Annotated in this window: 21 protein-coding genes and 2 pseudogenes; 3 read left to right on the forward strand and 20 right to left on the reverse strand. The window is 59.6% G+C overall.

All coding sequences use genetic code 11. The features are described 5' to 3' along the window. Positions 1-73: 73 nt before the first annotated feature. The 7 genes and pseudogenes from Q0894_RS11125 to Q0894_RS11155 form a co-directional block, all read right to left on the reverse strand. A pseudogene (locus tag Q0894_RS11125) lies at positions 74-903 on the reverse strand (IS3 family transposase); the annotation flags it as partial. 57 nt (positions 904-960) lie between these two features. Next, a complete protein-coding gene (locus tag Q0894_RS11130; protein ID WP_299235235.1) occupies positions 961-1122 on the reverse strand; it encodes a hypothetical protein in 162 nt (53 codons plus the stop codon). Between the two features lie 129 nt (positions 1123-1251). Continuing rightward, a complete protein-coding gene (locus Q0894_RS11135; protein WP_299235238.1) occupies positions 1252-1836 on the reverse strand; it encodes a DUF4760 domain-containing protein in 585 nt (194 codons plus the stop codon). Positions 1837-2128: 292 nt separating this feature from the next. Then, positions 2129-2671: a hypothetical protein gene (locus tag Q0894_RS11140; protein WP_299235241.1), complete on the reverse strand. Its 543-nt coding sequence runs from the start codon at positions 2669-2671 to the stop codon at positions 2129-2131. A gap of 27 nt (positions 2672-2698) precedes the next feature. Continuing rightward, the gene (locus Q0894_RS11145) at positions 2699-3700 is read right to left on the reverse strand and encodes a hypothetical protein (protein ID WP_299235244.1); all 1002 of its coding nucleotides are present in this window, start codon (positions 3698-3700) and stop codon (positions 2699-2701) included. Between the two features lie 129 nt (positions 3701-3829). Further along, positions 3830-4240: a hypothetical protein gene (locus tag Q0894_RS11150; RefSeq protein WP_299235248.1), complete on the reverse strand. Its 411-nt coding sequence runs from the start codon at positions 4238-4240 to the stop codon at positions 3830-3832. 93 nt (positions 4241-4333) lie between these two features. After that, positions 4334-5140 (reverse strand): DUF4145 domain-containing protein, encoded by an 807-nt coding sequence (locus Q0894_RS11155; protein ID WP_299235251.1) that lies wholly within the window; start codon positions 5138-5140, stop codon positions 4334-4336. Between the two features lie 226 nt (positions 5141-5366). Between Q0894_RS11155 and Q0894_RS11160 the strand changes: the two genes are divergently transcribed. Both Q0894_RS11160 and Q0894_RS11165 read left to right on the forward strand, forming a co-directional pair. Continuing rightward, entirely contained in the window at positions 5367-6332 is a 966-nt protein-coding gene (locus tag Q0894_RS11160; RefSeq protein ID WP_299235254.1) for an integron integrase, read from the forward strand. 430 nt (positions 6333-6762) lie between these two features. Then, positions 6763-7605 carry a hypothetical protein gene (locus tag Q0894_RS11165; protein WP_299235257.1) on the forward strand — a complete coding sequence of 281 codons (843 nt, stop codon included), beginning with the start codon at positions 6763-6765 and terminating at the stop codon, positions 7603-7605. Positions 7606-7607: 2 nt separating this feature from the next. Here the strand turns inward: Q0894_RS11165 and Q0894_RS11170 are convergent. The 8 genes and pseudogenes from Q0894_RS11170 to Q0894_RS11205 form a co-directional block, all read right to left on the reverse strand. Next, positions 7608-7847: pseudogene (locus tag Q0894_RS11170) on the reverse strand (DUF3140 domain-containing protein); the annotation flags it as partial. Between the two features lie 182 nt (positions 7848-8029). Beyond that, positions 8030-8569, reverse strand: coding sequence for a hypothetical protein (locus tag Q0894_RS11175; protein WP_299235260.1), 540 nt, complete (start codon positions 8567-8569; stop codon positions 8030-8032). A gap of 52 nt (positions 8570-8621) precedes the next feature. Continuing rightward, positions 8622-9095, reverse strand: a complete 474-nt coding sequence (locus tag Q0894_RS11180; protein WP_299235263.1) for a hypothetical protein — start codon at positions 9093-9095, stop codon at positions 8622-8624. A 114-nt stretch (positions 9096-9209) separates the two neighbouring features. Continuing rightward, positions 9210-9581: a hypothetical protein gene (locus Q0894_RS11185; protein WP_299235266.1), complete on the reverse strand. Its 372-nt coding sequence runs from the start codon at positions 9579-9581 to the stop codon at positions 9210-9212. Positions 9582-9737: 156 nt separating this feature from the next. Beyond that, positions 9738-10217: an SRPBCC family protein gene (locus Q0894_RS11190; RefSeq protein ID WP_299235269.1), complete on the reverse strand. Its 480-nt coding sequence runs from the start codon at positions 10215-10217 to the stop codon at positions 9738-9740. Between the two features lie 208 nt (positions 10218-10425). Then, a complete protein-coding gene (locus tag Q0894_RS11195; protein ID WP_299235272.1) occupies positions 10426-11121 on the reverse strand; it encodes an aspartate/glutamate racemase family protein in 696 nt (231 codons plus the stop codon). Between the two features lie 220 nt (positions 11122-11341). Beyond that, positions 11342-12025: a DNA-3-methyladenine glycosylase I gene (locus Q0894_RS11200; RefSeq protein WP_299235275.1), complete on the reverse strand. Its 684-nt coding sequence runs from the start codon at positions 12023-12025 to the stop codon at positions 11342-11344. A gap of 59 nt (positions 12026-12084) precedes the next feature. Continuing rightward, the gene (locus Q0894_RS11205) at positions 12085-12450 is read right to left on the reverse strand and encodes an MliC family protein (RefSeq protein WP_299235278.1); all 366 of its coding nucleotides are present in this window, start codon (positions 12448-12450) and stop codon (positions 12085-12087) included. Positions 12451-13155: 705 nt separating this feature from the next. Between Q0894_RS11205 and Q0894_RS11210 the strand changes: the two genes are divergently transcribed. After that, entirely contained in the window at positions 13156-17739 is a 4584-nt protein-coding gene (locus Q0894_RS11210) for an immune inhibitor A domain-containing protein (RefSeq protein WP_299235281.1), read from the forward strand. Positions 17740-17809: 70 nt separating this feature from the next. Here Q0894_RS11210 and Q0894_RS11215 read toward each other — a convergent pair whose 3' ends face one another. The 5 genes from Q0894_RS11215 to Q0894_RS11235 all read right to left on the reverse strand — a co-directional run bounded on the left by Q0894_RS11215 (position 17810) and on the right by Q0894_RS11235 (position 25433). Next, the gene (locus tag Q0894_RS11215) at positions 17810-19690 is read right to left on the reverse strand and encodes an ABC transporter ATP-binding protein (RefSeq protein WP_299235284.1); all 1881 of its coding nucleotides are present in this window, start codon (positions 19688-19690) and stop codon (positions 17810-17812) included. 68 nt (positions 19691-19758) lie between these two features. Next, positions 19759-20571, reverse strand: a complete 813-nt coding sequence (locus tag Q0894_RS11220) for an alpha/beta fold hydrolase (RefSeq protein WP_299235287.1) — start codon at positions 20569-20571, stop codon at positions 19759-19761. Next, entirely contained in the window at positions 20558-23620 is a 3063-nt protein-coding gene (locus tag Q0894_RS11225) for an efflux RND transporter permease subunit (protein ID WP_299235289.1), read from the reverse strand. The genes Q0894_RS11220 and Q0894_RS11225 overlap by 14 nt, the downstream gene beginning before the upstream one ends. Beyond that, positions 23617-24714, reverse strand: a complete 1098-nt coding sequence (locus Q0894_RS11230; protein ID WP_299235292.1) for an efflux RND transporter periplasmic adaptor subunit — start codon at positions 24712-24714, stop codon at positions 23617-23619. Before Q0894_RS11230 ends, Q0894_RS11225 begins: the two co-directional genes overlap by 4 nt. A gap of 263 nt (positions 24715-24977) precedes the next feature. Then, complete coding sequence (locus Q0894_RS11235) at positions 24978-25433, reverse strand: YbaK/EbsC family protein (RefSeq protein ID WP_299235295.1); 456 nt, start codon at positions 25431-25433, stop codon at positions 24978-24980. Positions 25434-25519 lie beyond the last annotated feature (86 nt).

Here is a 25519-nt window from a genome sequence, read left to right on the forward strand (position 1 = left end):
AGGTGCATATCGCTTGGAAGTGTTCATGGCTCCATCCTCTCAAGGTTTGGAGCCTCCGGGAATCCCGGTACGGTTCATAGGCCATGGTCAGTGCCTTCTTCACCAACTCTGTATTCGGAGACAATGACAATGCCCAGCCCACTGGTTTACGGGCATACAAGTCGATGACCACCGCCAGATAAGCCCAGCGTGCCCCTGTCCAAATATAGGTAATGTCGCCGGTCCATATCTGATTTGGCTCCTTTACATCGAACTCCCGATCGAGAACATTCGGGATATCCAGGTGCGGCTGATCAGCCTTCTTGTAGGCGTGGCTTGGCGGCTGTGAGCTCACCAGCCCCAACTGCTTCATCCGCCTGCTGGCCCGATAACGACTCAGCTGTGTTCCAGCCTGCGTGACCATTTTGGCGATGCTGCGAGCGCCGGCAGAGCCGTTACTGGCGGTATACGCCTCGACAACCTGATCCAGCAGCTTCTGCTCAGTCTCACAGGGCCTTCTATCCCGGTCACGCCAGGCCCGGTAGCTACTGCGATGCACCCCAAACACTTGACACAAGTGCTGCACCGCATAGCTCTCTTCAAGTCGCTCGATTATCGAGAATTGCTCAGGGAGTCCGACATCAAGAGAGCGGTAGCCTTTTTTAATATTTCCTTCTCTTCCTCCACCCGCCGCAGCTTGCGCTTCAGTTCCTGGATCTCACGCTGTTCCGGCGTCAGAGCCTCACCTTTCAGCGGCGCCTTGCCTGCTCGCTCAGCCCGAAGCCTGCGTACCCAATATTCCATGGTGGATTTGCCAACTCCCATGGCCTCACACGCCGCCTTCAGCGTGTAACCCTGATCGACCACGAGTTGGGCCGCTTCCAAGCGAAATTCCGGGCTGAACGTTCTCTTCTTCGTCATCATCTGCACCTGACTGTCTCTGTGAGTGATCATACACTCAAAATCAGGTGGCCAGATTCACTATGCCACTACAAGGGCCGCAGAACCCTCCGGAATCATGTGAAACAAAGCGCCACCAATCAGTGTTCCCGCTGCAAGGGAAACAAAGGGAAGCAGCAAACGATCGAGAGTGGCCGGTTTGAGCAGCACAGTGACACTGCCCACCAAAGCGATGGCGCTCATGAGAAACCCACCGATGACAATCCAAATTAAGCTATCGATATGCGCTCCCTCCTTGGCAGCTAACGATACGGGTAAGCCGCGTGCCGAAGGCGTGTCGGCTTGACCAGCTTGTTCGGCGGCGCTCCCAACCTAGTCCTGATCCAAAGGTGGGGGTTCTCCACGACGAGTACCAATTGACCAAGGTAGGCGCGTTGTCCTACGCCCGATAGGTAAGACCCGTTGAAACTCCGACTTTGTGAAGTTGGACAAGCGCTCTTCCCAGCGGCGGCGCAGCTTCAGGAGGTAATAGTACGCGCGGTCATTTGTCTGCTTCCGCTTCTCGATGAAACTTCGAAACACCCAAACGTGCTGCTTGAGTGTGCCAGCGACCATCTCAAAGCATACGTCTTCATCTGCCACACCAGAGTAGATAGCCAAGGCCATGTTCTCCCAGTGGGCCAACAGCGTCAGGATATCCGATAGGACCTGGCTATCTTCTTCTATTGATTGTTTGATGACGGCGATCGAGATCGGCTCCGTTCGCTCGAACAAGTTGCCAAAGCGCTGCTCGATGCGCACACGTGCTTTCAAGAGGGGGTCGCGTGAGTACAACGAGAACTCGAAGCTGCGGTTTCGGAGACTCAGCAGGAAGTTCATCCGAATCTGCCTCGAAAGAAAATAGGCAGAAACAACGACGCTGACTATGATTGCGATCGGAGCCAGATATGGCTGCATGTCCATTACCTCCCGCGTTAACCCTGCGTTATATAGAGTGTCAAGCTAGCGACTCCCTACAAGTGCTCCACAACATCTGGCAATAGGCGAACGTTCCGTTTGTCGTGAGTGTGATCAAACGCACTTTCCAAAGATTGTAGCTGGAGTGGCTTGCCGTAGTTCATGCACTCAACGAGTCGAACGCGCCGCAGTCTTGCAGAAGCCGCCGAACGCCAATATTCATCGGCGCCCTGACAAGGGCGTCCGGTGGAGGCCCTTCGGGCCGTAACGAACTGGAATGACTGGTTAGAGCTTACTCAATCTTTATCCACTGCTCTGACGTTTCTATTGTCTCGACCACCTCTTCACCGTCAGCCGAGGTTCGTAGGCGCTCCACTTTCTCCGTAAAGTCACGAATGAAAACTTCTCTATCATTGTGCGAAGCATCTATCCGGATGTTTTCACCATTTCCGGCCCCATCCTTCATGATAATAATCAGTGCTGGCTGGAACGCTTTTTTCTCTTCAAAATGTGGCTCAACTTTATCGACATAGATGTTCCACAATAAGGCTGCGATTGCAGCCACTTCAGCGCTTCTGCCCAAAACTCCTCGCCAGTTAATCGAAGCGTACGCCACTCCCGGCTGAAACACCTGCTTGTAGAGGTGGAAATCATCGATTTCTCGAGCCAATGTCTGCAAAACTGTATTTTGCTCAGGGCCATGCTCGATGTTCGCTAAAGCCCCGAAAAATTCGATTTCTCTTGCCACTTCTCCTCCTTGGGCTCTAACGCCTGAGTTCAGCGGCATTTGACGCGACGCCTGGTTTTGCGAAAGCAAAAGCAGGTGGCGGGTCAAATGTCAGCTGCAACGATTTGTTGGGCGTCATTCCCCTCCTTCGCCGCCGATGCCATTTACGACTGCGAAGGCGAGCCGTGTGACGTCATCCTCACCAACACCGTTAGCTGATATTAGGTCGGGCAGATCAGCATCAAAGTTAAATTCGGACACAAAGTCTTCTCCGTACGCACTTATAAAGTTCCGGGCTAATTGCTCAATCTTTTTTCCGCTAGCGGTGGGGGAAAGTTGCCAATTGCTGACTCGTGTGCTCCGGAACAGTTCACTAAAAAAACGAGCTATATCCGCTTCCTTCATATTCTTCAGACGTGCTAGTTTTTTTGCGACTAACTCGTTTCTGCCATCGCCCAACTGCTGATGTTCATAGAGCACCCTGTAGTAGAGTGCCAATTCAGGAACTCTCGACGAGGCCGCCACTCGCTCAAGCGCCTCGAACGTCATTAGTGCTATGTCTTTCTGCGGAATATGGACACGACCTACCAATTCTTGCCCGTAATGATGTAATAACGACTCCACTAGAACCGGTTCTGACAGTATTTCGCTCCTATAAATCGCATATATTTCATCCAACTGTGCCGACTGGGAGGCACTTGCAAAGGATGAAGTAACTTGGTGAAGCGCAGCTAGAAACTCTGCAGAGTGCCGCTGATCGTCGTTTGATTGGACATCTCGCAAATAATTCATGATTGCATCACGATCTTTATCGGAGAAGCTAGTATTGAGCTCTAGCTTATTCGCAAGTGCCTGAAACTTAATGAATCCTAACGCTTCATTAATCTTGCCAGCTCGATTTTCCAGCTTCGAATCTACAGCCTCTTCGATAAGATAGTTGGCTAAAGTCCCGAAGGTTCCCAATCCTACTATGCCGACAAACGCGATAATCCACTTGATTTGCCGAAATCTCTGTGATTCTTCATGAGCGATTTCGTCGCGAATTATGGGGTGCATACGCGACTCGACGATCCGTCTTATCTTATCTTCCGTTATTGCGCTGTCAGGCTCGTTTTTGTCTTCGCCATCTGAGGGCATAACATTCTCCTTCCGATTGTGTTTGATTGTGACGCCCAACGCCGAAGCACAGCGGCGACCTTGGAGCGGCGACGAAGGAGCCACGTAAAGGGCGTCCGGCGGCCATCGGCCGCGAACTGCTGCGCCTTGTTAATTGGATACCTCAATGTACCACTTGGGCTTAATGCGCCCGAAATCCCGGCGGGCGTTTGATTTCAAGCCCTTTTTGGAATCAAGCACCTTTGCCTCGCCGCCCTCGCGGACAAACACCACCCAATGCCAGAATGGCTTACTCCGTTCCGTGCGCCATTTGATAGCCATGAGAGCCTTGTCTGGGAGGCGTTCCCAAGACTCGAAGGGAGTTTCTTTGGGCGACACCGAGATACCGAATTCCCGCAGAAGCTTTCGGACGTGCTCAGTTTCTGACCATAGGGCGGTATCTGCGGCGTAAACACCCAGAGCGTTGGCCTTCCGCTTGGCCTCAGCATAGCTGACACCCGCGAGAGCAGCGCTTGCTGCAATGCCACAACCCGTTGTTTCTTCCTGGATGACTGATTCCATGTCTCTACCAATTAACGCCAGCCATAACCGGACCCGAAAAGCGGAGCGCAGCGTAGCTTTTTGGGGTCCGCGTTTATGGCATTGTTAGCTACGCTATTCACTCTCTTTCGCCTTGGCATTCCTTTTCTCAATGCCTTGCCTTTTTCCTTCAGGCAAGCCCCCATATAGTTCCTGCACCTGCTTGGGATGGGTGATCATTTGGTCGCAAATCAGATTGACTAGACCAAACAGCTTCACAGCAATTTCCTTGTTATCGTTTAGATCAATCTCTCCGGGATGAACCGATTCATTCCCGATTACGCGAACAACATCGAGGGCTTGTTGCACTAGGGGATTGAGACCTTTCCCCACTAGACTCGCGATATCTTTATCAATGTTCTTTCCGCTCTCGCCAAGTTCTTTGCAGAGATGTTGTACGCAAAGCCTAAGTAGCGCTGCCGCTCCCTTTGGGGATGAATCTACAATTTCCCTCGCTTCTTCGAACAACGAACGGATTTGCTCAGGAAGATCGTTATTTGGCGCGATATCAATTTTCGTGTTTGGGTAAACGATTTGGTCGCGGACCCATATTGCGATTTCTTTGCAGTTGTAGCATTTCGAGAGATTGCAGTTTTGAACTACGGGACAACTATAAAGGCTGTTGTTGTTGGATTCGAAGAATGGCTTACCAGCGAGCATTTTTGCTCCCCACTCAACAAGGAAAGTTCTTGTTTCTTTTGGGATATCGTTATCTGTTCTGAACTCCTCAACCATTTCGGCAGTTGGAATGGTTGGTGTTCTATGTTCTTCGCCATAGGAATCTGCAACCAGTTGAAACCAATGCTGCGTGGTATAGGCACTGCAGTGAGGACAACTGAATGCAGTCTTCGATATCAGTGGTGTCGTATTTTCTTTGGCCATTGGTTTGTCCCTATTGCAGCTAACAGGTATTAGACAGCGCGCTCGTTCATTGACTTGAACGAGCACGCGCGTTCAACAATCTTATGCAAGCGCGAATTTTTCAGCTAACTTATTGATTTTAATGCACCTGAACCATAGCTCGGCCACCTATGCAGAATTCGCGTGCTTGCGCGTTTTGCTAGAACCAATAATACTGTATGTACATCCATACATCGAGGACCGTGATATGGATTCGCACAGCAGACCGCCGAAGTTAATGGACCGGGTGAAAGCCACCATGCGGGTGAAACGCTACAGCCCGCGCACCGAGAAGACCTACTGCTATTGGATTCGCTACTTTATTCGCTTTCACGGGATTCGACACCCCGCCGGCATGGGTGGCGCAGAAGTGCGCGCCTTCCTTGAGCATTTGGCGGTGGAGCGCCGAGTAGCGGCGGCCACACAGAACCAGGCACTGAACGCCCTCGTGTTCCTCTATCGTCACGTCCTCGATCAGCCCTTGGGTGATATTGGAGAGTTCTCGCGTGCAAAGCGCCCTAGCCGGCTTCCGGTGGTGCTTTCCCATGAAGATGTCATGCGAGTCCTGAGCCACCTGGCTGGCCCCATGCACCTGATGGCCACCCTGATGTATGGCTCAGGGCTACGGCTCATAGAGACATGCCGGCTACGAGTTCGCGATATTGACTTCGAGCGGCAGACTATTACGGTGAGAGCTGGCAAGGGCGACAAGGATAGAACCACACTCCTCCCGGGGATCAGTATTCCCGCCTTACAGCAGAACATCACCGTGGCCAAACATCAGCTCGAGGAGCGTCTGCAGCATGGAAGCGTGCCGGTGACGCTGCCCCACGCGCTCGATCGCAAGTACCCTAATGCAGGAGTATCCCTGGCCTGGCAATGGCTCTTCCCCGCCAGCCGCCCGTGTTTCGATGATGCAGGTAAGGTGGTGTTGCACCATATCCATCCATCGGCAGTACAGAAAGCGGTAAAGCATGCCATGCGAGCCGCCTTGATAGCTCGTCCGGGCTCTTGCCATACCCTGCGACACAGCTTCGCCACCCAGTTGCTGACTCAGGGTACCGATATCCGCACGGTGCAGGCGTTACTCGGCCACAAGAGCGTGGAAACCACGCAGATCTATACCCATGTACTCGGCAAGGACTTCGCTGGAGTACGCAGCCCACTTGGTTGAAGCACAGAAGGCGCCAGGCACGCTACCGCCCCTACCTGGGCATGCTTGCGACTCTCAGCCATCCATGCGGTAGTCCTTGGGTATCACACTATGCCTTCCTGGCTCCCTGCGAAGTATTCATAAGCAAAGCCTATGTGAGCCCATGTGGGGTTGCAAAGTAGAGGTTGGTCGCAAGGCTGAAATCACGCTGCCATCGATGAGGAAGAGATCACTCGCCGGCCCCACCGCTCCAGGGTGGGGGGTAGCAATGTGATAGAGTAGGCTCCAGCTGCCTCCACAGCGTTTAGCGTTCGTACCCGGCAAGAAGGAGTGCTGACAATGGCTGACCAGTGGCATGCCGATCCCCTCGCATGGGGCCACGGCCCACGCCTGTTCGAGATCTTCCTGGAGCCGACCTGTCCGTTCTCGGTAAACACCTTCAACAAGCTGGATGACTTTCTCAGATCCGCTGATGGCGCCACTGGGGCTGCCGGAACCGCTCAGCCTGGTCTGGGCCGCCACGCTGCTGACCAATATCTATACCGGGCTGGTGATCTTCTTCGAGGTGACCCAGAACACCCCGCTGACGGTCGCCCAGGTGACGGTACTCGGATCGCTGATGGCAATCGGCCACTCCCTGCCCGTGGAAGGCGCGGTGGCGCGCAAGGCCGGCGTGCCCTGGTGGCTCACCCTGCTGCTGCGAGTGGGCGGCGCCTGGCTGCTCGCCTGGGGCCTGCAGTGGAGCTACTCGCTGGGCGACTGGCTGCAGCAGGCTAACCAGGTCGTGTGGGAGCCGACGCCTCGCGACCCATCCCTGAGCGCCTGGCTGTGGGCGCAGCTGCAGACGCTGGCGACGATCTTCTTCGTTATCCTGGGGCTGATCGCGCTGCTGCGCCTGCTGCGTCGCCTGGGCATCGAGCGCCTGATCCATCGGCTGCTGACGCCCCTGCTGCGGCTGCTGGGCATCGGCCCCGCGGCGGCCAATATCACGGTCATCGGGATTACCCTGGGGCTCAGCTTCGGCGCCGGGCTGCTGCTGCGCGAGACCCGTAGCGGCTCGCTGACCCCGCGAGACATCCTGCTCACGCTGTGCTTCCTGGGCCTGTGCCACAGCCTGATCGAGGACACCCTGCTGATCATGCTGATGGGCGCCGACCTCTCGGGCCTGCTGTGGGCCCGGCTCGGCTTCGCGCTCGTGGTTATCGCCCTGCTCGCGCGCCTGCCCTGGCTGCCGGCCACCCTGGGTGGCGGGGGCGACGAGGCGACCCGCCGTGCGGCGAGACAGGAGCGCTAATCTCACGAAGCTCCCTGAATCAAGAGCCCGATTTGGGCGCTGCCGAGGATCACGCCCTGGGCGTCCTGCCCGGCCAACGAGGCCCGGTCGACCTTCAGGGCATCAAGCACGGCGATTCGGTCATCCACGGCATCGTAGAGTGTGACATGCCCCGTCGATTCACCACTATTCGAACCGCCCACGTTCTTGCTCTCGTCCGTCGCGAGCCACCCCTCAAGCTCCGCCGGCGGCATGTTCACAAGGTCTTCCCATTCTCGCTATACTTCCTCTCTCGACTTTCTTGACGACATTCCAATCCACCCCCATTGTTGCCCACCGGATATTATTGCCAATAAACTCAATACGCTTTAGTCATGGTGTTCTATATCACCTGACGCGTGTGGGAAGATATCGAAAACTTTCACGATACTTGCCAACACTCAGGCTAAACTCTAATTATAATAACCAAGAAACCCAAGACACCAACAATTATGGCCAGCAGCACACTAGAATATGAGTACTGATAGAAAATATTAATCTTATACCTCTCTGTCTTTATAATATTATCAATCTGAAACAACCTCTCCTTGGGGATAACCTCCTGATCTTTAAGTACAATACTCCTCTCTAAATCCAATAGTTCCAATCTACAATTATAAACAAACTTGATACAGTTAAGGATATTTCCAGCTGAGACCATCAAGAGCACCATGGCAATGATCAGCAATGCCTTTTCCAACCACCATAGACTCCCCACCAGGTCAAAATTCAGACCTACCGAGATGATCAAGGTACCGATCCCGCCTATCGCCGCACTTAGATATTTGTTGTAGTAGCTTCCCCTCAACTCAAGGCTTTCCTTCCAAGCCTTGATGTAATGCATCACCTCTTCTCTCGTCAGCTCATCCTTCCCACTTATTTCGGAGAGCATCTCTTTATCATCATTATTATTCGACATGACGCACCCCTTTTCTTCAGGCCACATTCATCTCTTGCAGACTGTCGCTCCTGTATCGAAGCTGGATAGCTCGCCGTCGCTATAGCGCCTGGGATACGGCACGCCGGTAGGAGTCGCCCCGGTCATCGATGATATCGGTGATGACCCAGCCGCCGCCCTGCCGGCCTAACCGGTAGGTTACGGCAGTCGGCTGGCCAAAGTTCTGGAACCTCGCCACACATCGATCCCCTTGCGCCGAGTCACAGGCGATATCCAGAGTGCGCATGATCTCGCCGAGGTCGTAATCGTTTCCCGGAATCGCGGGCATGCCGATCGCCATGATCAGGTCTCGATCGCAGGCAGTCGCCATATCCCTCGCGAACGCAGCGTCGAATACCCTGGCCATCTCACGCTCGCTGCACCATAGGGTGCCGAACTGTTCGTAGAGTTGTCGAACCGTGCCCGCCTGTGCCATGTCCCCGGTATCCGCCCAGGCCGGCAATGACAATGCCGACGCGAGGCAGAGCCCCGCAAGCGCACGATATGGGCTGGCAACAACGATATTACTGCGCATGGTATCTCTCCTCTCTAGCTCGACTCATCGGCTGCCCCCACTGCCCAGCCGTCTAGAAAGCGTAAGCAAAGGTAACAGCACTCGCCAGGCGATGATGTACCGGAGCGGGCGGGGCTACACCCGGCTCCTTAACCTGGCGGCAAGGCGCGGGGCCAAGGCCGTCACTGCGAGGACGAAGACCCAGATATTGCCCCCCTTGAAAGCGTAGGCGTCGAGCAGCTCGGACCAGGACTTCCCTTGCCAGAATCCGAAGGCGAACTCGAAGACGAGTGTCATGGCCAACCACCCTGACCCGACGAGCCAGAGTTCCAGGGGGCGATGGATCGTTAGCCAGGGAAGCGACAGATACGCGACGCAGAGGACCAACAGCGAAAGCAGCACCCCGCTCAGCACGAGGGACGCCGGCGCCCCGAGTAGCGGGACAAGCACGGATTCACGCAGCACCCCGTTGGCAATAGCCAGCATCAGGATGGCGAACCAGATCATCAGAGACCTTACAGCAACCACGTCACCACCATGTAGCCGACTGAACTGACAGCCCATCGCGCTGCGAGGCGGCTTCTCCGCCACCTCCACTCCCGATAAGGCCACCGGGCTGGCGCCGCCACAGGGAGGCGTAGAGGTCGCCCCCGTGCCAGCGGATCACTCATTAACCAGACTCAGCAAGCGTCCACCGAGACGGCGAGCGAGCCCTTGAGCGCCATCTCGCATTACCGCATGGTGGCTCCAGACGAACAACGGCCGAGCCAGCGCCGCCACCCGGTTCATCCACGGCCGGGTGGTGTGCACCTGCCACTCGTGGCATACCCGCGTCACCCCACCCTGCTCACTGAACCGCCAGCGGCCAACACCGCACACATCCCCGCTGGCCACGCCTTCGATGAGCCATGGCCTGATGACACGGGTCACCCGAATATCGAAGCATAGGCGATAGCCCAGCCGGCTTCGCCAAGTGTAGTGGTAGACCCGCCCCGTGCCGTCATCCGCCCCCAGGTCACGCTCCTTCACGGCGATCAGGCTCGGCCACCAGTCGGGCCACCTGGGCACCTCGCCGAGCGTGTCGAACACCCGGATGATTGGCGCATCCAGGTACCAGATGGTAGTGAGGGAGTAAGTCGCCATGCCTGCGCTGCCATCAGGCATCATGCCCGGCTAACCATCATCACAACACCACTTCAGCCTGACTCGCTCCATGGTCATGGCGATCACCTTCTTATTGTCTGTTAGAGCACTGCTTCCTCTACAAGAATAGCCAGCATCGGGGCAACGGTCCTCAGGATCGCTCTGCCCACAGAGACGACCCGGCTCATCTCCTGGGGCGAGACGTAGCTCAGGCGTCGGCCAGCAGCCTCGCCACCGCCTGTTCGGCGTGTATCTCGGTGGTATCGAACAGGGGGACGTCCGTATCGTCAGCCTGGATCAAGAGCCCGATCTCGGTGCAGCCGAGGATCACCCCCAGGGCGCCCTGCCCGGCCAGCGAGGCGACAACTGCCAGGTAGTCGGCTTTCGAGTCTGCTCGAATCTCACCGCGGCACAGCTCCTCGAAGATGATGGCGTGTATCCGCTCGCGCTGGGCGGCATCGGGGATCAGCACCTGGATGCCCTGCATCTCCAGGCGCTCCCGGTAGAAGGCCTGCTCCATGGTGAAGCGGGTGCCCAGCAGCCCCACTCGGTTCACGCCCTGCCGGTGCAGTTCACGGGCGGTGGCATCGGCGATATGCAGCAGGGGAATGCTCACGGCCTGCTCGACCTGGGAGGCGACGATGTGCATGGTGTTGGTGCAGAGCACCAGAAAGTCGGCACCGGCCGCCTCCAGCGAGCGAGCCGCCGCCCCGAGAATCTGCGCCGTGGCCGCCCAGTCACCGCGGCGCTGCAGCACTTCGATCTCGGCGAAGTCCACGCTGTAGAGCACCAGCCGAGCGGAGTGCAGCCCACCCAGTTGCTCTCGTACCCGCTGATTGATCAGCCGGTAGTAGGTCTGGGTCGATTCCCAGCTCATGCCGCCGATCAGCCCGATCGTTCTCATCTTCACCCCCCCCCTGCACTAGAGACACTTGAGGCGCCGAACGGCACGCCGGTAGATCAACCCGGCTGCACATGCCCCTGCCGTGCTTGAGTGACTTGCTTGCCTCAACTGAGATAGGCGTAGCAGGCGTTATCGCGCCAGCAAGGTAGATACCAGCAATCGCGGACCATTGTGCATCACGCCCACATCGCTAGCCGTTGTGATCAGGCCCCCGCCTGACTTAGAACCGTGGATTGATCGTCAGCGAGAGCATGGCCGAGAGCTGGCACAGCGGCCTCCCGGATGCCTGTTGCAGCTCATTGAAGGCCTCCTGGACTCGCTGAAGGTCGCGCTGACTCGTCGGCGGCTGGTCAACGACCCCGGCGGCCACCAGGCGTGCCACCACATCGCTGGTCAGCAGGAAGGTATCCTTGCCGATCAGGCGCAGGAAGCCGGCGGCCGAGCGTCCCCCCAGGCGAGCGCCACGCCTGGTCAGCAAGTGCCACAAGCCGATGATGTCGCGACTCGGCCAGTCGGCGATAAACTCGCCGAAGCTTGTGCCCTGCTCGCGGCGAATATCCAGAATAAACTGCGCATTCCTTGGGATGGTCAGCAGCTTGGTGCGATGACGGATGATGCGATCATTCTGCATGTAGCCATCGACCTGCTCCGGGGTGAGCAGCACCATCTTCTCGGGGTCGAAGCCCCAGAAGGCTTCCTCGAAGGCGGGCCACCTGGCGTCGACCACCGAGTGTTTCATGCCGGCCCGAAACACCCGCAGGCTCATGGCGGAGAGATAACGATCATCGCCCAACTGCTTCAGCTTATCCGACGCAAGCGGCCTGGGTAGAAAGGCCTCCATGGCATCGTCAGAGTCGAAGCGGTTACGAACCGTATCGTGGAGCCATCGGTAATCCAGTGCCATAACGGCCTCGTTCAGTTTTTGCCATCCCTGTTCTACACACCCACTCGGTCAACGCACGATCAGCGCACCGTGCAGCGCTCGATGAGCTTGCCCGAACTGCCCTCCGCTTCATGCTGTAGCAGCATCCCCTCGGCGCCGGACCCGGCGCCCTTGGTCCACCACTCGAGCCCGCCGCCCACATAGCGTGCGCCGCTGGCGGAAGCCGCGATCTGCATATCGTAACGCTTCCCCTGGTACTCGACCGTCGCACTGTCGGTATCGGGATAGGCGGCAGCGATACTTGCACCGCTGTCGCACTGGTACTGATGCATGGACGATCCAGAAGAGGCCTGCTGATCCTGAGCATTCCCGCTTTCCTGCGGAGAGGTGGCACAACCTGCAACAAGCAGGAGGGAAGCAATCGCAACGAGAGTCAGGGTTTTCATGATAGCCGTGGGTTGAGTATGGGTTTCATTCGACTTTTTTCATGCTACCGCGACGCCCTCAACGCAGCAAATCGGAGGCATGGAGGTTAAATGGGCGGCACGGATGACGCCTAACGCCGCTTAACAAGACAACGCACCGACCAGTATCCGGGAAAAAAGCAGACGACCAAAACGGCAGAAAAGGCCAAGCCTGCCAGCGGGTAGGCAAGAGCCTCGGGCACACCAAGCCCCCAGCCAAGGAAAAAGGCCAGCCCCTGGAAGGCTTCACCGGGCCACCGGTAAACGGGTAGATGTGTCCCGTAGGATAGCCACCAGACAACTAGCGCGACTCCCGCCAGGGACGTCAGCACACCAGGAACAATTCGTCGTTTCATCTCGCTCGCCTATCGTGAATTCAAAATCGGCCACAAGGCCGAGCGGTATCAAGTTCCAAGCGCCAACAACTTATCAGACTGGAGCTGGCATTATCCAGAAATCTTGTAACGTCATAAATAATATTCATATACACAAGCCCCTACAAACACAGCAAGTTAACTCATGCGCCTCCATGCAAAAACTAAAGATGACCAATAAGGCCCATGATTTTTTAGAGTTACTCCAAAATGATTAGCAAATCATCGAACTGCTCACTACGCTTTAACTTTCCCTACAAAATAACTCACACCTTCCTGCGCTAGATTCCTAATATTGATGGAGGTTTCCGTCATGACCAAGTCCAGTGGAAAGTCGAAAGCAGTTCGTCAGTCCGGATACCGCGCCATCAGGAAAGGGGGAAAAGCCGACATTGCGGGGTGGTGCCGCCCTGGCGGCACTCACGGCAATGGTCCTGACGACAGTGGGCCCGCGGGTGATGGTCCAGTTGTCCTGTTTGGCCCCGATGACCTTTTTGTCGCGGAATTTGGCCGAAAGGCGCTCTCGGTCTTCGATTTTGACGCCTTGGGTGACGATAGCGAGGCGCTGATTCAGACAAAGCTCGACGCGACAATCGTAAAGGCATATGCCCCGGGCGGCGCCACGACACTGCTGCTTTATGCCATTGATGGCTATGGGAAGGCCTGGTCGATCGATTTCCGACCAGTTCCGGGCTGCCCCACCGCGAAAGGCCTCTCGGCACAACCGCGCATTAAACGGATCGCCGAACGGGCGGAGGGCCCGATCAACGAGATCGTGGTATTGCGACGGAAACTGATGCTGCATGTTACTGCATCCGAGAAAGGCAATGTGCTGATGGAGGTCGACAGGCGCACCGGTCTTGCCAAGACGCTCGGCACGCTTGAGCTCGATGGCGATCTGAGCGCACTGGACCCGGCGCGTCACAACATCCTGATGGGCCGCTACAAGGGCGAGCTGCGATTCATCCTGACCGGAGAAGATAGCCAGCGGGGCGGTATCGAGATCCATCGCTTGGAGGTTGACCGGGTGACGGCGGCGGCCGTGGCCAATGGGACACATCTGGTAATCGCTCGGAAAGGCGGACTGATCAAGACGCTGGATATGCGGGCTGCCCTGCCCGCGGTGACGGCTCGACAAGCGGATCCATTGGCGCGGATATGCTACCTGCTCAGAACGTTACTCAAGCGCTGCGGTTGCGACTGCAAGTGTGGGCCCGGCACTGGCGAAGACGATGATCGACCGCGCGATCCCAACGACCCCGGCGATGATGAGCCCTGTGGCGATCGCCACTCGGCCAAGGTCGGTTTCACGGTCCACCGTTTTCATCGGGCTGGGGGCCACCTTGTCGCACTCAGCGCGTCGGCAACACGGATGGCCGTTCTGGACCGGCGGCTGAATGTGCAGTTCGAACGCAGCCTCGACCGTGCCGGGGCAGAGATTTCCGAAGGGCAGGGTCACACACAGAACCTGCTGATTCACCTGCCCCGAACGGCACAAGTCGAAGCATGGCGAGTCGCCGACTATGTGGCGCAACTCAAGCCACGGCTGCCGGATGATTTCGGTACTTTGGTTCCGGCGCCGGCCCCCTCGGTTACCTACTGGGGACGCAGGAACCCGCGTGCGGCACTGAACCCGACACTACAGATCTGCATTTTCCCCGTGATCGACGGTGGTCAGAGCTATGGCGATACCGATATGACCGAGCTGGTCGACCAGGTGTCGGCCAAGATCTTCGCGACCGTGGACGACTACTACGATGAAACCAGCTTTGGCGAGATGGCCATCAACTTTACCGTCTTCGGGCATGATATCGGCGGCGCGCGCAAGCCACTGGTGCTTCCCCAGCCCCAAGCCAGCTATTGGTGGGACGGCTTCAGGGCAGGCGGGTTGCAGGCCGTCATGCCGGCAGACTGGGCGGACCCCGTGATGCTTGACGGGACCGAAGCGTTCGAGATGCGGGCCAACCCTCGCGCGGGCGCCGTCAAGACCTACGATTTACCGTTCGCTGCGATGTGGAGCAGCGCCAATCTCGGCAACTTCCCAGTTTCACTGACCTTTGACGGCACAGAAACACTGGAGCTGGCGGTGGTGACCCAGACAGGCGACAGCCATGTCCTGACGCTGAACTTTCCGGCCACGACGCTGACGGTAAACCAGGGCGGAGACATCGCCGGCTTCCTCGGAGATCTCGGCGATCTGCTGACCAATACGATCCGTGCCGCCGAGGCCACGATCACCGGCGCCCCTGTGCTGATCCAGGATGTGGAGTTCCGCAGAATACGCACCTCCAGCGCCGACACCGCCTTCGGGCGTGCACAAGGCCGATTCAGGATCACATCGGCCGGTGGAGCCGCCACTCAGAAAGGACAGATATCGGTGACTGGGCCGGCGATGCCGGCAGCGCCCCTCGCTGCCCTCGGCCTTTCGATGGCGAATATTCCGGGCGTGATGGATTCCGGCGGTGCCGTCAGCGCATTTTTCCGTGAATGCCTGCGGGCGGCCCAGGCCGATGCCGGCGAAGGCATCGGCGGAACCATGGCCTATTTCAATACCTCCGTCTCCACGGATTTCGACGCCGGCGCTCAGGAGATTACTGTCGGGGTAAACCTTACCGCCGATACCGGTGGCCAGCTCGCCACCATCGAGCGACTCTCAAGCTCGGAACTGGCGGGTACGGGCTGGGATACGGCCAGCCCAAACCCGGGTAGCGAAAGTGGGCCAAACAACTCCAACGCGCTGCGTCACGCCGTCGACCTGGCCGACGACACCTTTACCGCGGCACTCGACCACATCCGGGCGACTACCGCATGGAACCGGAGTACGGTCGAATCGATGTTCGACAACTTCGACGTGATGATGATTGCGCATGTCGGGGCGCCGCATTCCGGAATACCACCTGCCGACCAATGGGCTTGCGACGAGCCGGCCGATTTCGGCAGCAAGCGCATGTACGCTCGGGGCCACTATGCCACTGACCAGAACCCGCCCGGCGGGGAGGATCCCGTGCAGATGGGAACCTCGAGGATCATCGGTCAGCGATTTAACGCCTTCAACAATCCGCAAATGACCAACCAGGCAGGCGTGATGGCCCACGAGATCGGGCATGCAATCGGGTTGCCGGATCTCTATTCGGCCAATGGGTATCGCGACGACGTTGACTACGTGGATCCCTGGGCGATGATGGCGGGGGGCAATACCAACTTCCACCATTTCTGCGGCTGGTCCAAGTGGGCGATGGGCTGGATCGCCGACGACCCGGATCCGAATGTAAATCGCACGATCTTCGTTGATCTCCCCTCACCCACTGGCACCTCGGTGACCGAAGCCTGGCTTGTTCCCGTGGAGTACTGGGATAACGCCATGCGCAACGACGTACGCAACGAAGTCGGCGGGTCAGTACCGATCGGGCAGTTACTGAAACTGAATCTGGGCAGCGACGGCGGTGTTACCGCATTTCTCGAGCTCAGAGCCGAAGGCGCCAACTTTTCACAGAACTTGAGCCCCGAACCAACGGTGATCGCTACCAATGGGCTCGACCCGAATTCCGATCGGCATTGGGCGGTGAACGGCCTTTACCGGCGTTCCGTGCATCTTCTGAATGACGGCACCGAATTACGCGCGATCAACGATACCTGGGACTTCGCGACCGCACCTGAGTTTCCGGTCAAGGGGTGTGTGGCCGAGGTCGCCGACATTCGCACGGTGCGCGGGTCAATCCCGGTCTACCGGGTTCGTGTCGAGCGTGAACAGGCCGAGTACATTGATCTCTACTTCCAGGACCACGTGCCAAGCTGGAAGAGTCCGGACATCTGGGTCGATTGGCCGGGGGATAATCCAGACCCAACGGTACCTCGAGTCTATCCCGTGGGAACGCCGACCGATCAGGGGGAAACCGTGCGTTATCCCAGTAGTGGTGTCGAGCCGCACTATGTGGTGGCACGCGTCCATAATGCCGGCAACGTTCGTGCCGAAGAGGTCAAGGTCCGCTGGTTCGTCTGCGATCCTCCAGGGGCGGGCGATGACGGACGATGGGTCAACCGCGGTACTCAGGTGATATCGGAAGTAGGACCAGGCACCAACGAGATCGCCGTGTTCGACTGGCAGGTCGATAACGCCACCAATGTGCACCAGTGCATGAGGATGGAGATTATCGACTGGACAGTACCGAGTGAGGTCGATCCGGCCACGGGCGATACGGTGGCGCTGGCCTCCGACGACGTGAAGCTGCAGAACAACAACGCACAGCAGAACGTTTTTGACTTCGAGGCACTGACCAGCTCGCCCTACCTACCGATCAACTTCCTTATGCAGGTCCACAATGACAGAGTTGGCACCGAAGTCGCCGCCTTGGTTCCAAGCGACCTGCCCTACGGGTCGAAGCTGACGATTTCGCCGCGCGAGCAGGCGATTCCGTCGGGCCAGGCACGGATGTTCAACTGCACACTAGAGTTGGACGACGCGATAGTTCGACCGGGTTGCAACAATGACAGTGGCTTCCTACTGACAGCATGGCGCCGGGCCGAGGAAGCTGATGAGATCTGGGGCAGCTGCTTTTACCATATTCGCCCGCGCTTCAGGACGAACCTCGAGTTGCTGCAGGGCTCCTGGTTCCAAGGCAGGGTCGTGGTACACGGCCGACTTCACGTGTTGGCCGATACGGCCATCGATCTCACAGAGGACCAGCCGCTGGCGGCACGGATCAGGATGTTGACCGACGGACCAGAAGGCGGCCCGCACTGGCGGGTCGTAGCGATCCAGTCCGACGGCAGCTTCTTCCTCGACACCATCATTCAAGGCGCCAAAACCATGGTGATAGAAGCCTGGTTCGACCGCACCGACCGGCTCGGCTCTTCGGTATCGAACGAGATCACGCTGAAACAGGGCTTTATCGGATAGCTGTCGGGACCCTACAAATAGTGGCTAACCCCACGGAGTCCGACGGCCAGGGGCGCTGGTGGTGCCTGCCTTACGTCACGGGAGGCACTTCAACTCCGATGAAGCCGCCGGACTGACGACGCCACAGGGCGGCATAGAGGCCATCCCGCTCCAGCAGTTCGCAGTGGGTGCCGCTCTCAACGATATGCCCCTCGTCGATGACCACCAGGCGGTCGAGCATGGCGATGGTGGAGAGGCGATGGGCAATGGCGATCACCGTCTTGCCCTCCATCAGCGTATAGAGCTGTTCCTGAATCGCCGACTCCACCTCGGAGTCCAGCGCTGAGGTGGCCTCGTCGAGCACCAGAATCGGCGCGTTCTTGAGCAGTACCCGGGCAATCGCGATGCGCTGGCGCTGGCCGCCGGAGAGCTTCACGCCCCGCTCGCCCACGTGGGCATCCAGGCCGCGGCGACCCTGCAGGTCTACCAGCTCGTCGATAAAGGTATCGGCATGAGCACGGCGCACCGCTTCGAGAATCGCCTCCTCGCTCGCCTCAGGGCTGCCATAGCGGATATTGTCGCGCAGCGAGCGGTGCAACAGCGAAGTATCCTGGGTGACCATACCGATATGACGGCGCAGTGACTCCTGTGTCACCTCGGCGATATCCTGACCGTCGATCAGGATCCGCCCTCCTTCCAGGTCATAGAAACGCAGCAACAGATTGGCGAGTGTCGACTTGCCCGCCCCGGAGCGGCCGATCAGCCCCACCTTTTCGCCGGGGGCGATGTTCAGCTCGAGCCCATCGAAGACCCGCCTCCCCTCCCCATCCGAGCGTTCATAACCGAAACGCAGCCCCTCGAAATGGATCTCGCCCCTGGGCACCGCAAGCGCCGTGGCATGCGGCGCATCCTTGACCGCCGGTTCCCGAGCGATGGTGTTGAGGCCATCCTGCACGGTGCCGATATTCTCGAACAGGCTCGCCACCTCCCAGAGTATCCAGTCGGACATGAAGCGAATGCGCATCACCAGCGCAATGGCCACCGCGATGACACCCAGCGACACCGCCTCCAGATACCAGGCGCCGATGACCGCCGCCGCCACCCCAGCCAGCAAAAGAGAATTGAGCAGGGTCAGGCTGACGGTAAGGCCGGTGGCCAGACGCATCTGGCGATGCACGGTGGTCATGAAGCCCTCCATGGCATCCCGCGCATAGGCCTCCTCGCGACGAGTATCGGCGAAGAGCTTGATGGTCTGGATATTGCTGTAGCTGTCGACGATGCGCCCGGTCATTACCGCCCGGGCGTCGGCCTGCTCCATGGATACCCGACGCAGGCGGGGCACGAAGATCCGCATGATGGCGAGATAACCGGCAAGCCACACCACCAGCGGCAGCATCAACCAGGGCTCGGCGCTTCCCACCAACAGCATGGCGCCAACGAAATAGACCAGCACATAGACCATCAGGTCCATCAGCTTCGTTACCGTCTCGCGGGTCGCCAGCGCCGTCTGCATCACCTTCTGGGAGACCCGGCCGGCGAACTCGTCCTGATAGAAGGCGAGGCTCTGGCCCAGCATATGGCGATGCGCCAGCCAGCGCCCGATCATCGGGTAGTTGCCGAAGATGCTCTGATGGGTGACCAGCGCCTGCAGCAGGGTGAGCAGCGGTAACACGATCACCACCAGCGCCGCCATGCCGGCGAGGCGCCAGCCATGTTCGGTGAAGAAGCCCGCGCGCTCGGCACCGGCCAGCCAGTCCACCAGCTCCCCCATATAGTGAAAGAAGAGCACCTCGGCCGCTGAGACCAGCGCCGTCAGCAGCGACATCACGATCAGCAGCGGCAGCACCGGCCGCGAGAAGTGCAGGATAAAGGGGAAGAGTCCCCGGGGCGGGGTCCCACGCTGATGCGATGGATAAGGCTCCACCAGGGTCTCGAAGCGACGAAACAGGGCAAGAACGGTGTCGCGAAGCATGGGGGGCAGTCCGTTGGCAGGATGTGAGATGGGTCCGGGGTATCACTGCATGCGCGGGCAGGGTGCGGCTACGCCCGGTGCCGAGAATGGGCCAGCGTCTCCAGAAACGCCAGCAAGGCCGTGTTGACCCGTTCCGGCTGCTCGAGGGGCGTCATGTGCCCCGCACCCGGAATCATCGTGAGGCTGGCATCGGGCAGCCGCTCCCGAATCCGTCGCGAGTGCGACGGCGGCAGCATGCGGTCCTCTTCGCCCACCACCACCAGCGCCGGCACCTCGATCTCGTGCAGACGCTCTATCACCGAATCGCGTCTCATCAGTGTCTCAAGACATCGGCGCGCCGAGCCAATGTGGTTTCGAGCGATCATCTGTCTGCTCTCTTCGACCAGCCCGGGGTTGTCGCGCCGGGTGGTGGCGCCCAACATCAGGGCGCTGACAAACGGCAGCAAGGGACGAAACCCGAAGGCGCTCACCACACTCCCCATCACGTGGTACCTCACCCGGTTCCAGGCGGTTTCGGCGCCAGCATCCGTGTCCATCAGGACCAGGCCGGCCACCCGCTCCGGATACCGAATCGCCCCGCGCATGGCCACCATGCCGCCGATAGAGAGACCGCACCACACCGCTTGCTCGATGCCCAGGGCGTCCAGCACGGCGATAACGTCGTCGACGGCGTCGTAGAGCGTGAAGGGTCCCTCGATATTGCCGGAACGGCCGTGGCCGCGCAGATCGATATTGATAACTCGGTGATGCTGCGCCAGCGCCGGCACCTGCCCGCGCCATATCTCGCTCGAACCGAGGAAACTGTGTAGGAGAACAACAGGCAACCCGGCACCGGCCTCTTCAAGGGCGATCGAGATGCCCCGGTGATCAATGACGCTCATGTGTCTCTCCCGCCTTTGGTGCAATGCGATACCCCAGAGCATAGAGCGCGGGCACGAAGAACAGGGTGATCAGGGTGCCGACGGCCACGCCACCGATCAGCACATAGGCCAGTGGCCCCCAGAAGCTGTCCAGGGTCAGCGGAATAAAGGCAAGTATCGCCGCCAGCGCGGTCAATATCACCGGACGGGCCCGCTGCACGGCCGCCTCCACCACGGCATCGCGCATCGTCATCTCGGATTTAACGTTGTCCGCCACCTGCTGGGTCAGGATCAGGGTATTGCGCATCAGGATCCCCGCCAGGCCGATCAGCCCCAGGGTGGCGACGAAGCCGAAGGGCTGGTTGAACAGCAGCAGTGCGGCCACCGCTCCGATCAGCCCCAGCGGGGCCGTCGCCATGACGATAAAGGTGCCGGCGAAGGAGCGCATCTGCAGCATGATGAAGATCAGCATCAGCACCACCATCAACGGCTGCAGGGCCTGAATCGAGGCCTCCGCCTTGGTCGACTGCTCCACCGAGCCGCCGATCTGCAGCCGATAGCCGGCAGGCAGGCGTTCGCGCAGCTCACCGAGCGCCTGCCAGACCTCCTGGGTCACGTCGTTGGGCTGGGCATCCTCGATCTCGGCATTGACGGCCAGGAACGGCTGGCGGTCGATACGCCGGATCACGGGCTCCTCGAAGACGGTCTCCAGCTCGCCCAGCTGGGCCAGCGGTATGCGCCGCCCATCGCGGTTGAGGATCTCCAGGCTCTGCAGGTCGAGGTTGTCGCTCATCGCCCCACGTCCCACGGCAGGCACCAGGCGAATACCGTCGCGCAGCTCAGTGATGGTCATGCCGTCCAACTGAAACTGAAGCTGACGCGCCACCTCATCCGGGGTCAATCCAAGCAGTTGCAGACGGTGATGATCGATTGCCAGGTGCAACCGCGGGACCCGCTCGTCCCACTCCAGATGGGGGTCGCGTGTGGCGGCATGGTCAGCCATTACCTCACGCACCTGATGGCCGATCTCACGCAGGCGGTCGGGGTCATCGCCCAGCACACGAATGCTGACCGGCCAGTCGACCGGTGGCCCGTATAGCAGCTTCTGCACACGGACTCGCGCCTCGGGGAAGTCACCGGCGGCGATATGATTATTGAGCTTTTCGATCAGCCGCTCCCGCGCCTCGACTCCCTCGGTCACCGCGATCAGCTTGGCAAACGCCGGATTCGGCTGTTCAGGGTTGGCGGAGATAAAGAAGCGCGGCGCACCGGCCCCCACATAGGCGGAGAGTGACTCCACCCCGCTGGCCTCGCCGATCAGCGCCTCTAGGCGTCGCGTCGTTGCATCGGTAGCGCCGATCGCCGTGCCCTGGGGATGATAAACGCTGACCAGCACCTCGGGTCGGTCGGAGCTTGGGAAGAACTGCTTCTCTACCGGCACGGCAAGGCCGGCGGCGGCCGCCACCAGCAGCACCACCGTGAGTGTCACCACGCTCTTGCGATAGCGCACACAGCCACTGATGATCCCGCGCAGGCGACGATAGCCCCGTGACTGGTAGGCCTCGTGCTGGCCATGGGCCGCCTTCTGCTCGGGCAACAGCTTGACGCCCAAGTAGGGGGTGAAGACCACCGCCACGATCCACGACAGCAACAACGATACACACAGCACCCAGAAAATATTGCCGGTGTACTCGCCCACGGCTGACTGGGCAAAGCCGATCGGCACGAAGCCTGCCACCGTGACCAGGGTGCCGAACAGCATCGGTGCCGCGGTAACGTTCCAGGCGTGGGTGGCCGCATCGAGCCGATTCCAGCCCGCCTCCATCTTCACGATCATCATCTCCAGGGCGATGATGGCATCGTCGACCAGCAGCCCGAGGGCGATGATCAGGGCGCCTAGGGTGACGCGGTCCAGATTGATCCCCATCGCCAGCATCGTCACGAAGGTCAGCGCCAGTGTAATCGGAATGGCAATCCCCACCACGATGCCGGCGCGCAACCCGACCGCCAGCATGGTGACCAGCATCACCACCAGCACGGCGACCAGAAACTTCACCTGGAAGAGATTCACGGCTCCTGCAATGGCATCGGCCTGGTTGGTCATCACCTCGAGGGACATGCCCAGCGGCAGGCGCTTGCGCTCCTGCTGCCAGAAGGCGTCCAGGCGGTCGCCAAACGCGAGACCATTGACGCCCTGCTCCATCACCACCCCCAGCAGCAGCCCCTCTTCGCCAAAGGCGCGCACCAGATAGCTGGGTGGATCTTCGTAGCCGCGGGAGATGTCGGCAATATCGCCCAGGCGAATCAGCCGCTCTCCGATACGGATCGGCACATCGGCCAGCACCTCGGGGTCCGACAGGTCATTGGTCAGCCGCAGATAGAGGCGGGGCCCCTGGGTATCGATGCGCCCGGCCGGCAACAGTCGGTTGTGCGCCTGAATGGCGGAGAAGACGGCTTCGGGGGAGATGCCCAGGCTCTGCAGCCGAGCCAGGTCGAAGTCGACATGCATGTGCTCCTGACGCTCCCCCAGCACCTCGGCCTTGTTGACCCCCTCAACCCGCTGCAGCCGGTCCCGAACCCCTTCGGCCTCGCGCAGAAGCTCACGCATCGGCATACCGGGCGCGGTCAAGGCCGCCAAGGAGAAGTAGACGTCGCCGAAGTCCTCATTGATCATCGGCCCCATCACGCCGTCGGGGAGTGTGGGAGCGGCATCCTGCATGCGACGACGCACCTGGTAGAAGCGCTCGGTTATCGCCTCGCCAGGCACGGTATCCTCGAACTCCACCTTGAGATCGGCGCGCCCGGGGCGGATGGTTGTCTCGATGCGGTAGAGATCGTCGACCTCCTGGATGCGCTTCTCCAGCGGATCCACTACGCTCTCCTGGATCTCATCCGGCGAGGCACCGGGCCAGGCCGCCGAGACCATCATCACTCTTACGGTGAAGTCGGGGTCCTCTGCTCGCCCCAGGGAGGCGAAGGCATAGGCCCCCGCCAGCAGCGCGAGCACCAGGAAGAACAGCGTCACGGCCCGCTCACGAACCGCCAGCGCCGAAAGGTTGGGAAAGCTCACGGCGCCTCCTTCTCGTCCAGCGGCCGTACCAGCATGCCGACAGTGAGCAGGTGGGTACCCAGGCTGATCACCGCCTGCCCGGCCTCGAGCCCGTCACCGCTGACCCAGGCGTGATCACGGGTTACCTGTTCCAGCGTCACCGGCAGCGGCTGCGCCTCCCCCTCCACGATCTGCCATAACCTCGGGCCCTCCCCGCGCTCATCCAGCGCTGCCACCGGCACCTGGAAACGTGTCTGCGATGCGGCTTCCGCCAGGGTAAAGCGTGTCTGGACCACATCGCCCAGGCTACGCCCCTCCAGCGGCGCCTCCAGTCGATAGCGGGCTCGCCAGGTACGGCTGGCCGGGTCGGCCGCTCCCGCCACCTCACGACGGGTCAACGTAATGCGCTTCTCCCCCACCAACAGTTCGCCCGTCTGGGGCGGCCGCGACCGAGCGGGAAAGTTGACCTCGACCTCGCGCGGCCCCTCCTGGGCCAGCCGGGCGACCGCCTGACCGACACCAACCACTTGCCCCGGCTCACCGCTGACATCGATCAGCACACCATCGTCCTCGGCACGCAGGCTCGCATGATCCAGGGCATTACGCGCCTGAGTAACCCTGGCACTCGCCGCCTCTCGACGGGTGGCCGTCTCACGTACTCCCAGCTCGGCACGCTCGAAGGCCTGGCGGCTGAGATACCCCTTGTTCAACAGCTGTCGGTCGCGAGACAGATCGGCCTCGGCCACATCCAGCGCCGCCTCGGCAGCGGCAAGCTCCGCTCGGGCGGCGGCAAGTGACTCTTCAAGATCACTGGGGTCGAGGGTGAACAACACCTCGCCCTGATTAACGCGCTGACCGGCATCGACGTGGCGCGTGGCGATCTGACCACTGACCCGAAAGGCCATGGGCGTTTCATAGCGGGCGCGCAGCAGGCCGGTAAGCGACAACGTGGATGCCGAGCTCGCTCTCAGCGGGGCCGTCTTGACCCAGCGCGGTGAGTCCGCCGCCGATGACTCGGGCGTCTGATCCTGGCACCCGGCCAAGAGCGGCAGGATTAACAACAGGGGCAGCAGCGGCAGAACCGGCTTCAACAGGGATCGAGAGGGAAGCTGCATCGCGCATCCTTGGTCGTGGCGGTGACAAGCGAGTCGCCCGAAAAACCAGGCACGTCTCGCTCCGTGACCGTCGGGAAGCTGTCACGGGTTATGCCACCAAGGTTTCAAACATCTATTTGAAACGATCATACCAGATGTTTTCAGGGGACCCATCGCCCACCGGCTCGTGCCCCCTCAACGCATCGCCCCCACGTCAGATAACCGACGTGGGGGCGATACCATTCACTTGACGCGAATAACCGATGCAGGCTAAGCCAGCGTCATCACAACGCCACCTCAATGGGGTTCACAAGCCGCTCGAAATCCCCATAGGACAGCTGCATGACGTCCGTATGATTGCCGGCATTGAAAGCGATGCGGTCGGCGGCGGTAAGATGTGGGGAAACAAACACCTCCATCCCAAAAAGATTGCCAAAGGGTGGCATCGCACCGACCTCGGAATCGGGGAAGCTGTCCTTGAACTCGCCCTCTTCGGCCAGCTCAACGGACGTGGCGCCGACGGAGCGTGCCATCTGCTGCAGGTCCACCCGGTCGGATGCCGGCAGAACCGCCTGCGCCAGCCGCCCATCGATCTTCACCATCACGCACTTCGCGAAGTGCCTGCCCGTCACATGGACGGACTCGGCAATCTCCTGCGCGGTATAGGCCGGAGAGTGCTGGAGAATCGAATACCTGACGTTCTGGTCATCGAGATACTGTTTTACTCGCTCCATGGACATGGCGACCACCTGCTCGTTGTCTCGTCAAAGCACGACTATCCCTTAAAGGATAGTCAGCAACGGAGCAGACGTCCCCCTATATCCCT

It is taken from the genome of uncultured Halomonas sp., from assembly GCF_947501415.1.
Taxonomy (GTDB): Bacteria; Pseudomonadota; Gammaproteobacteria; order Pseudomonadales; family Halomonadaceae; genus Halomonas.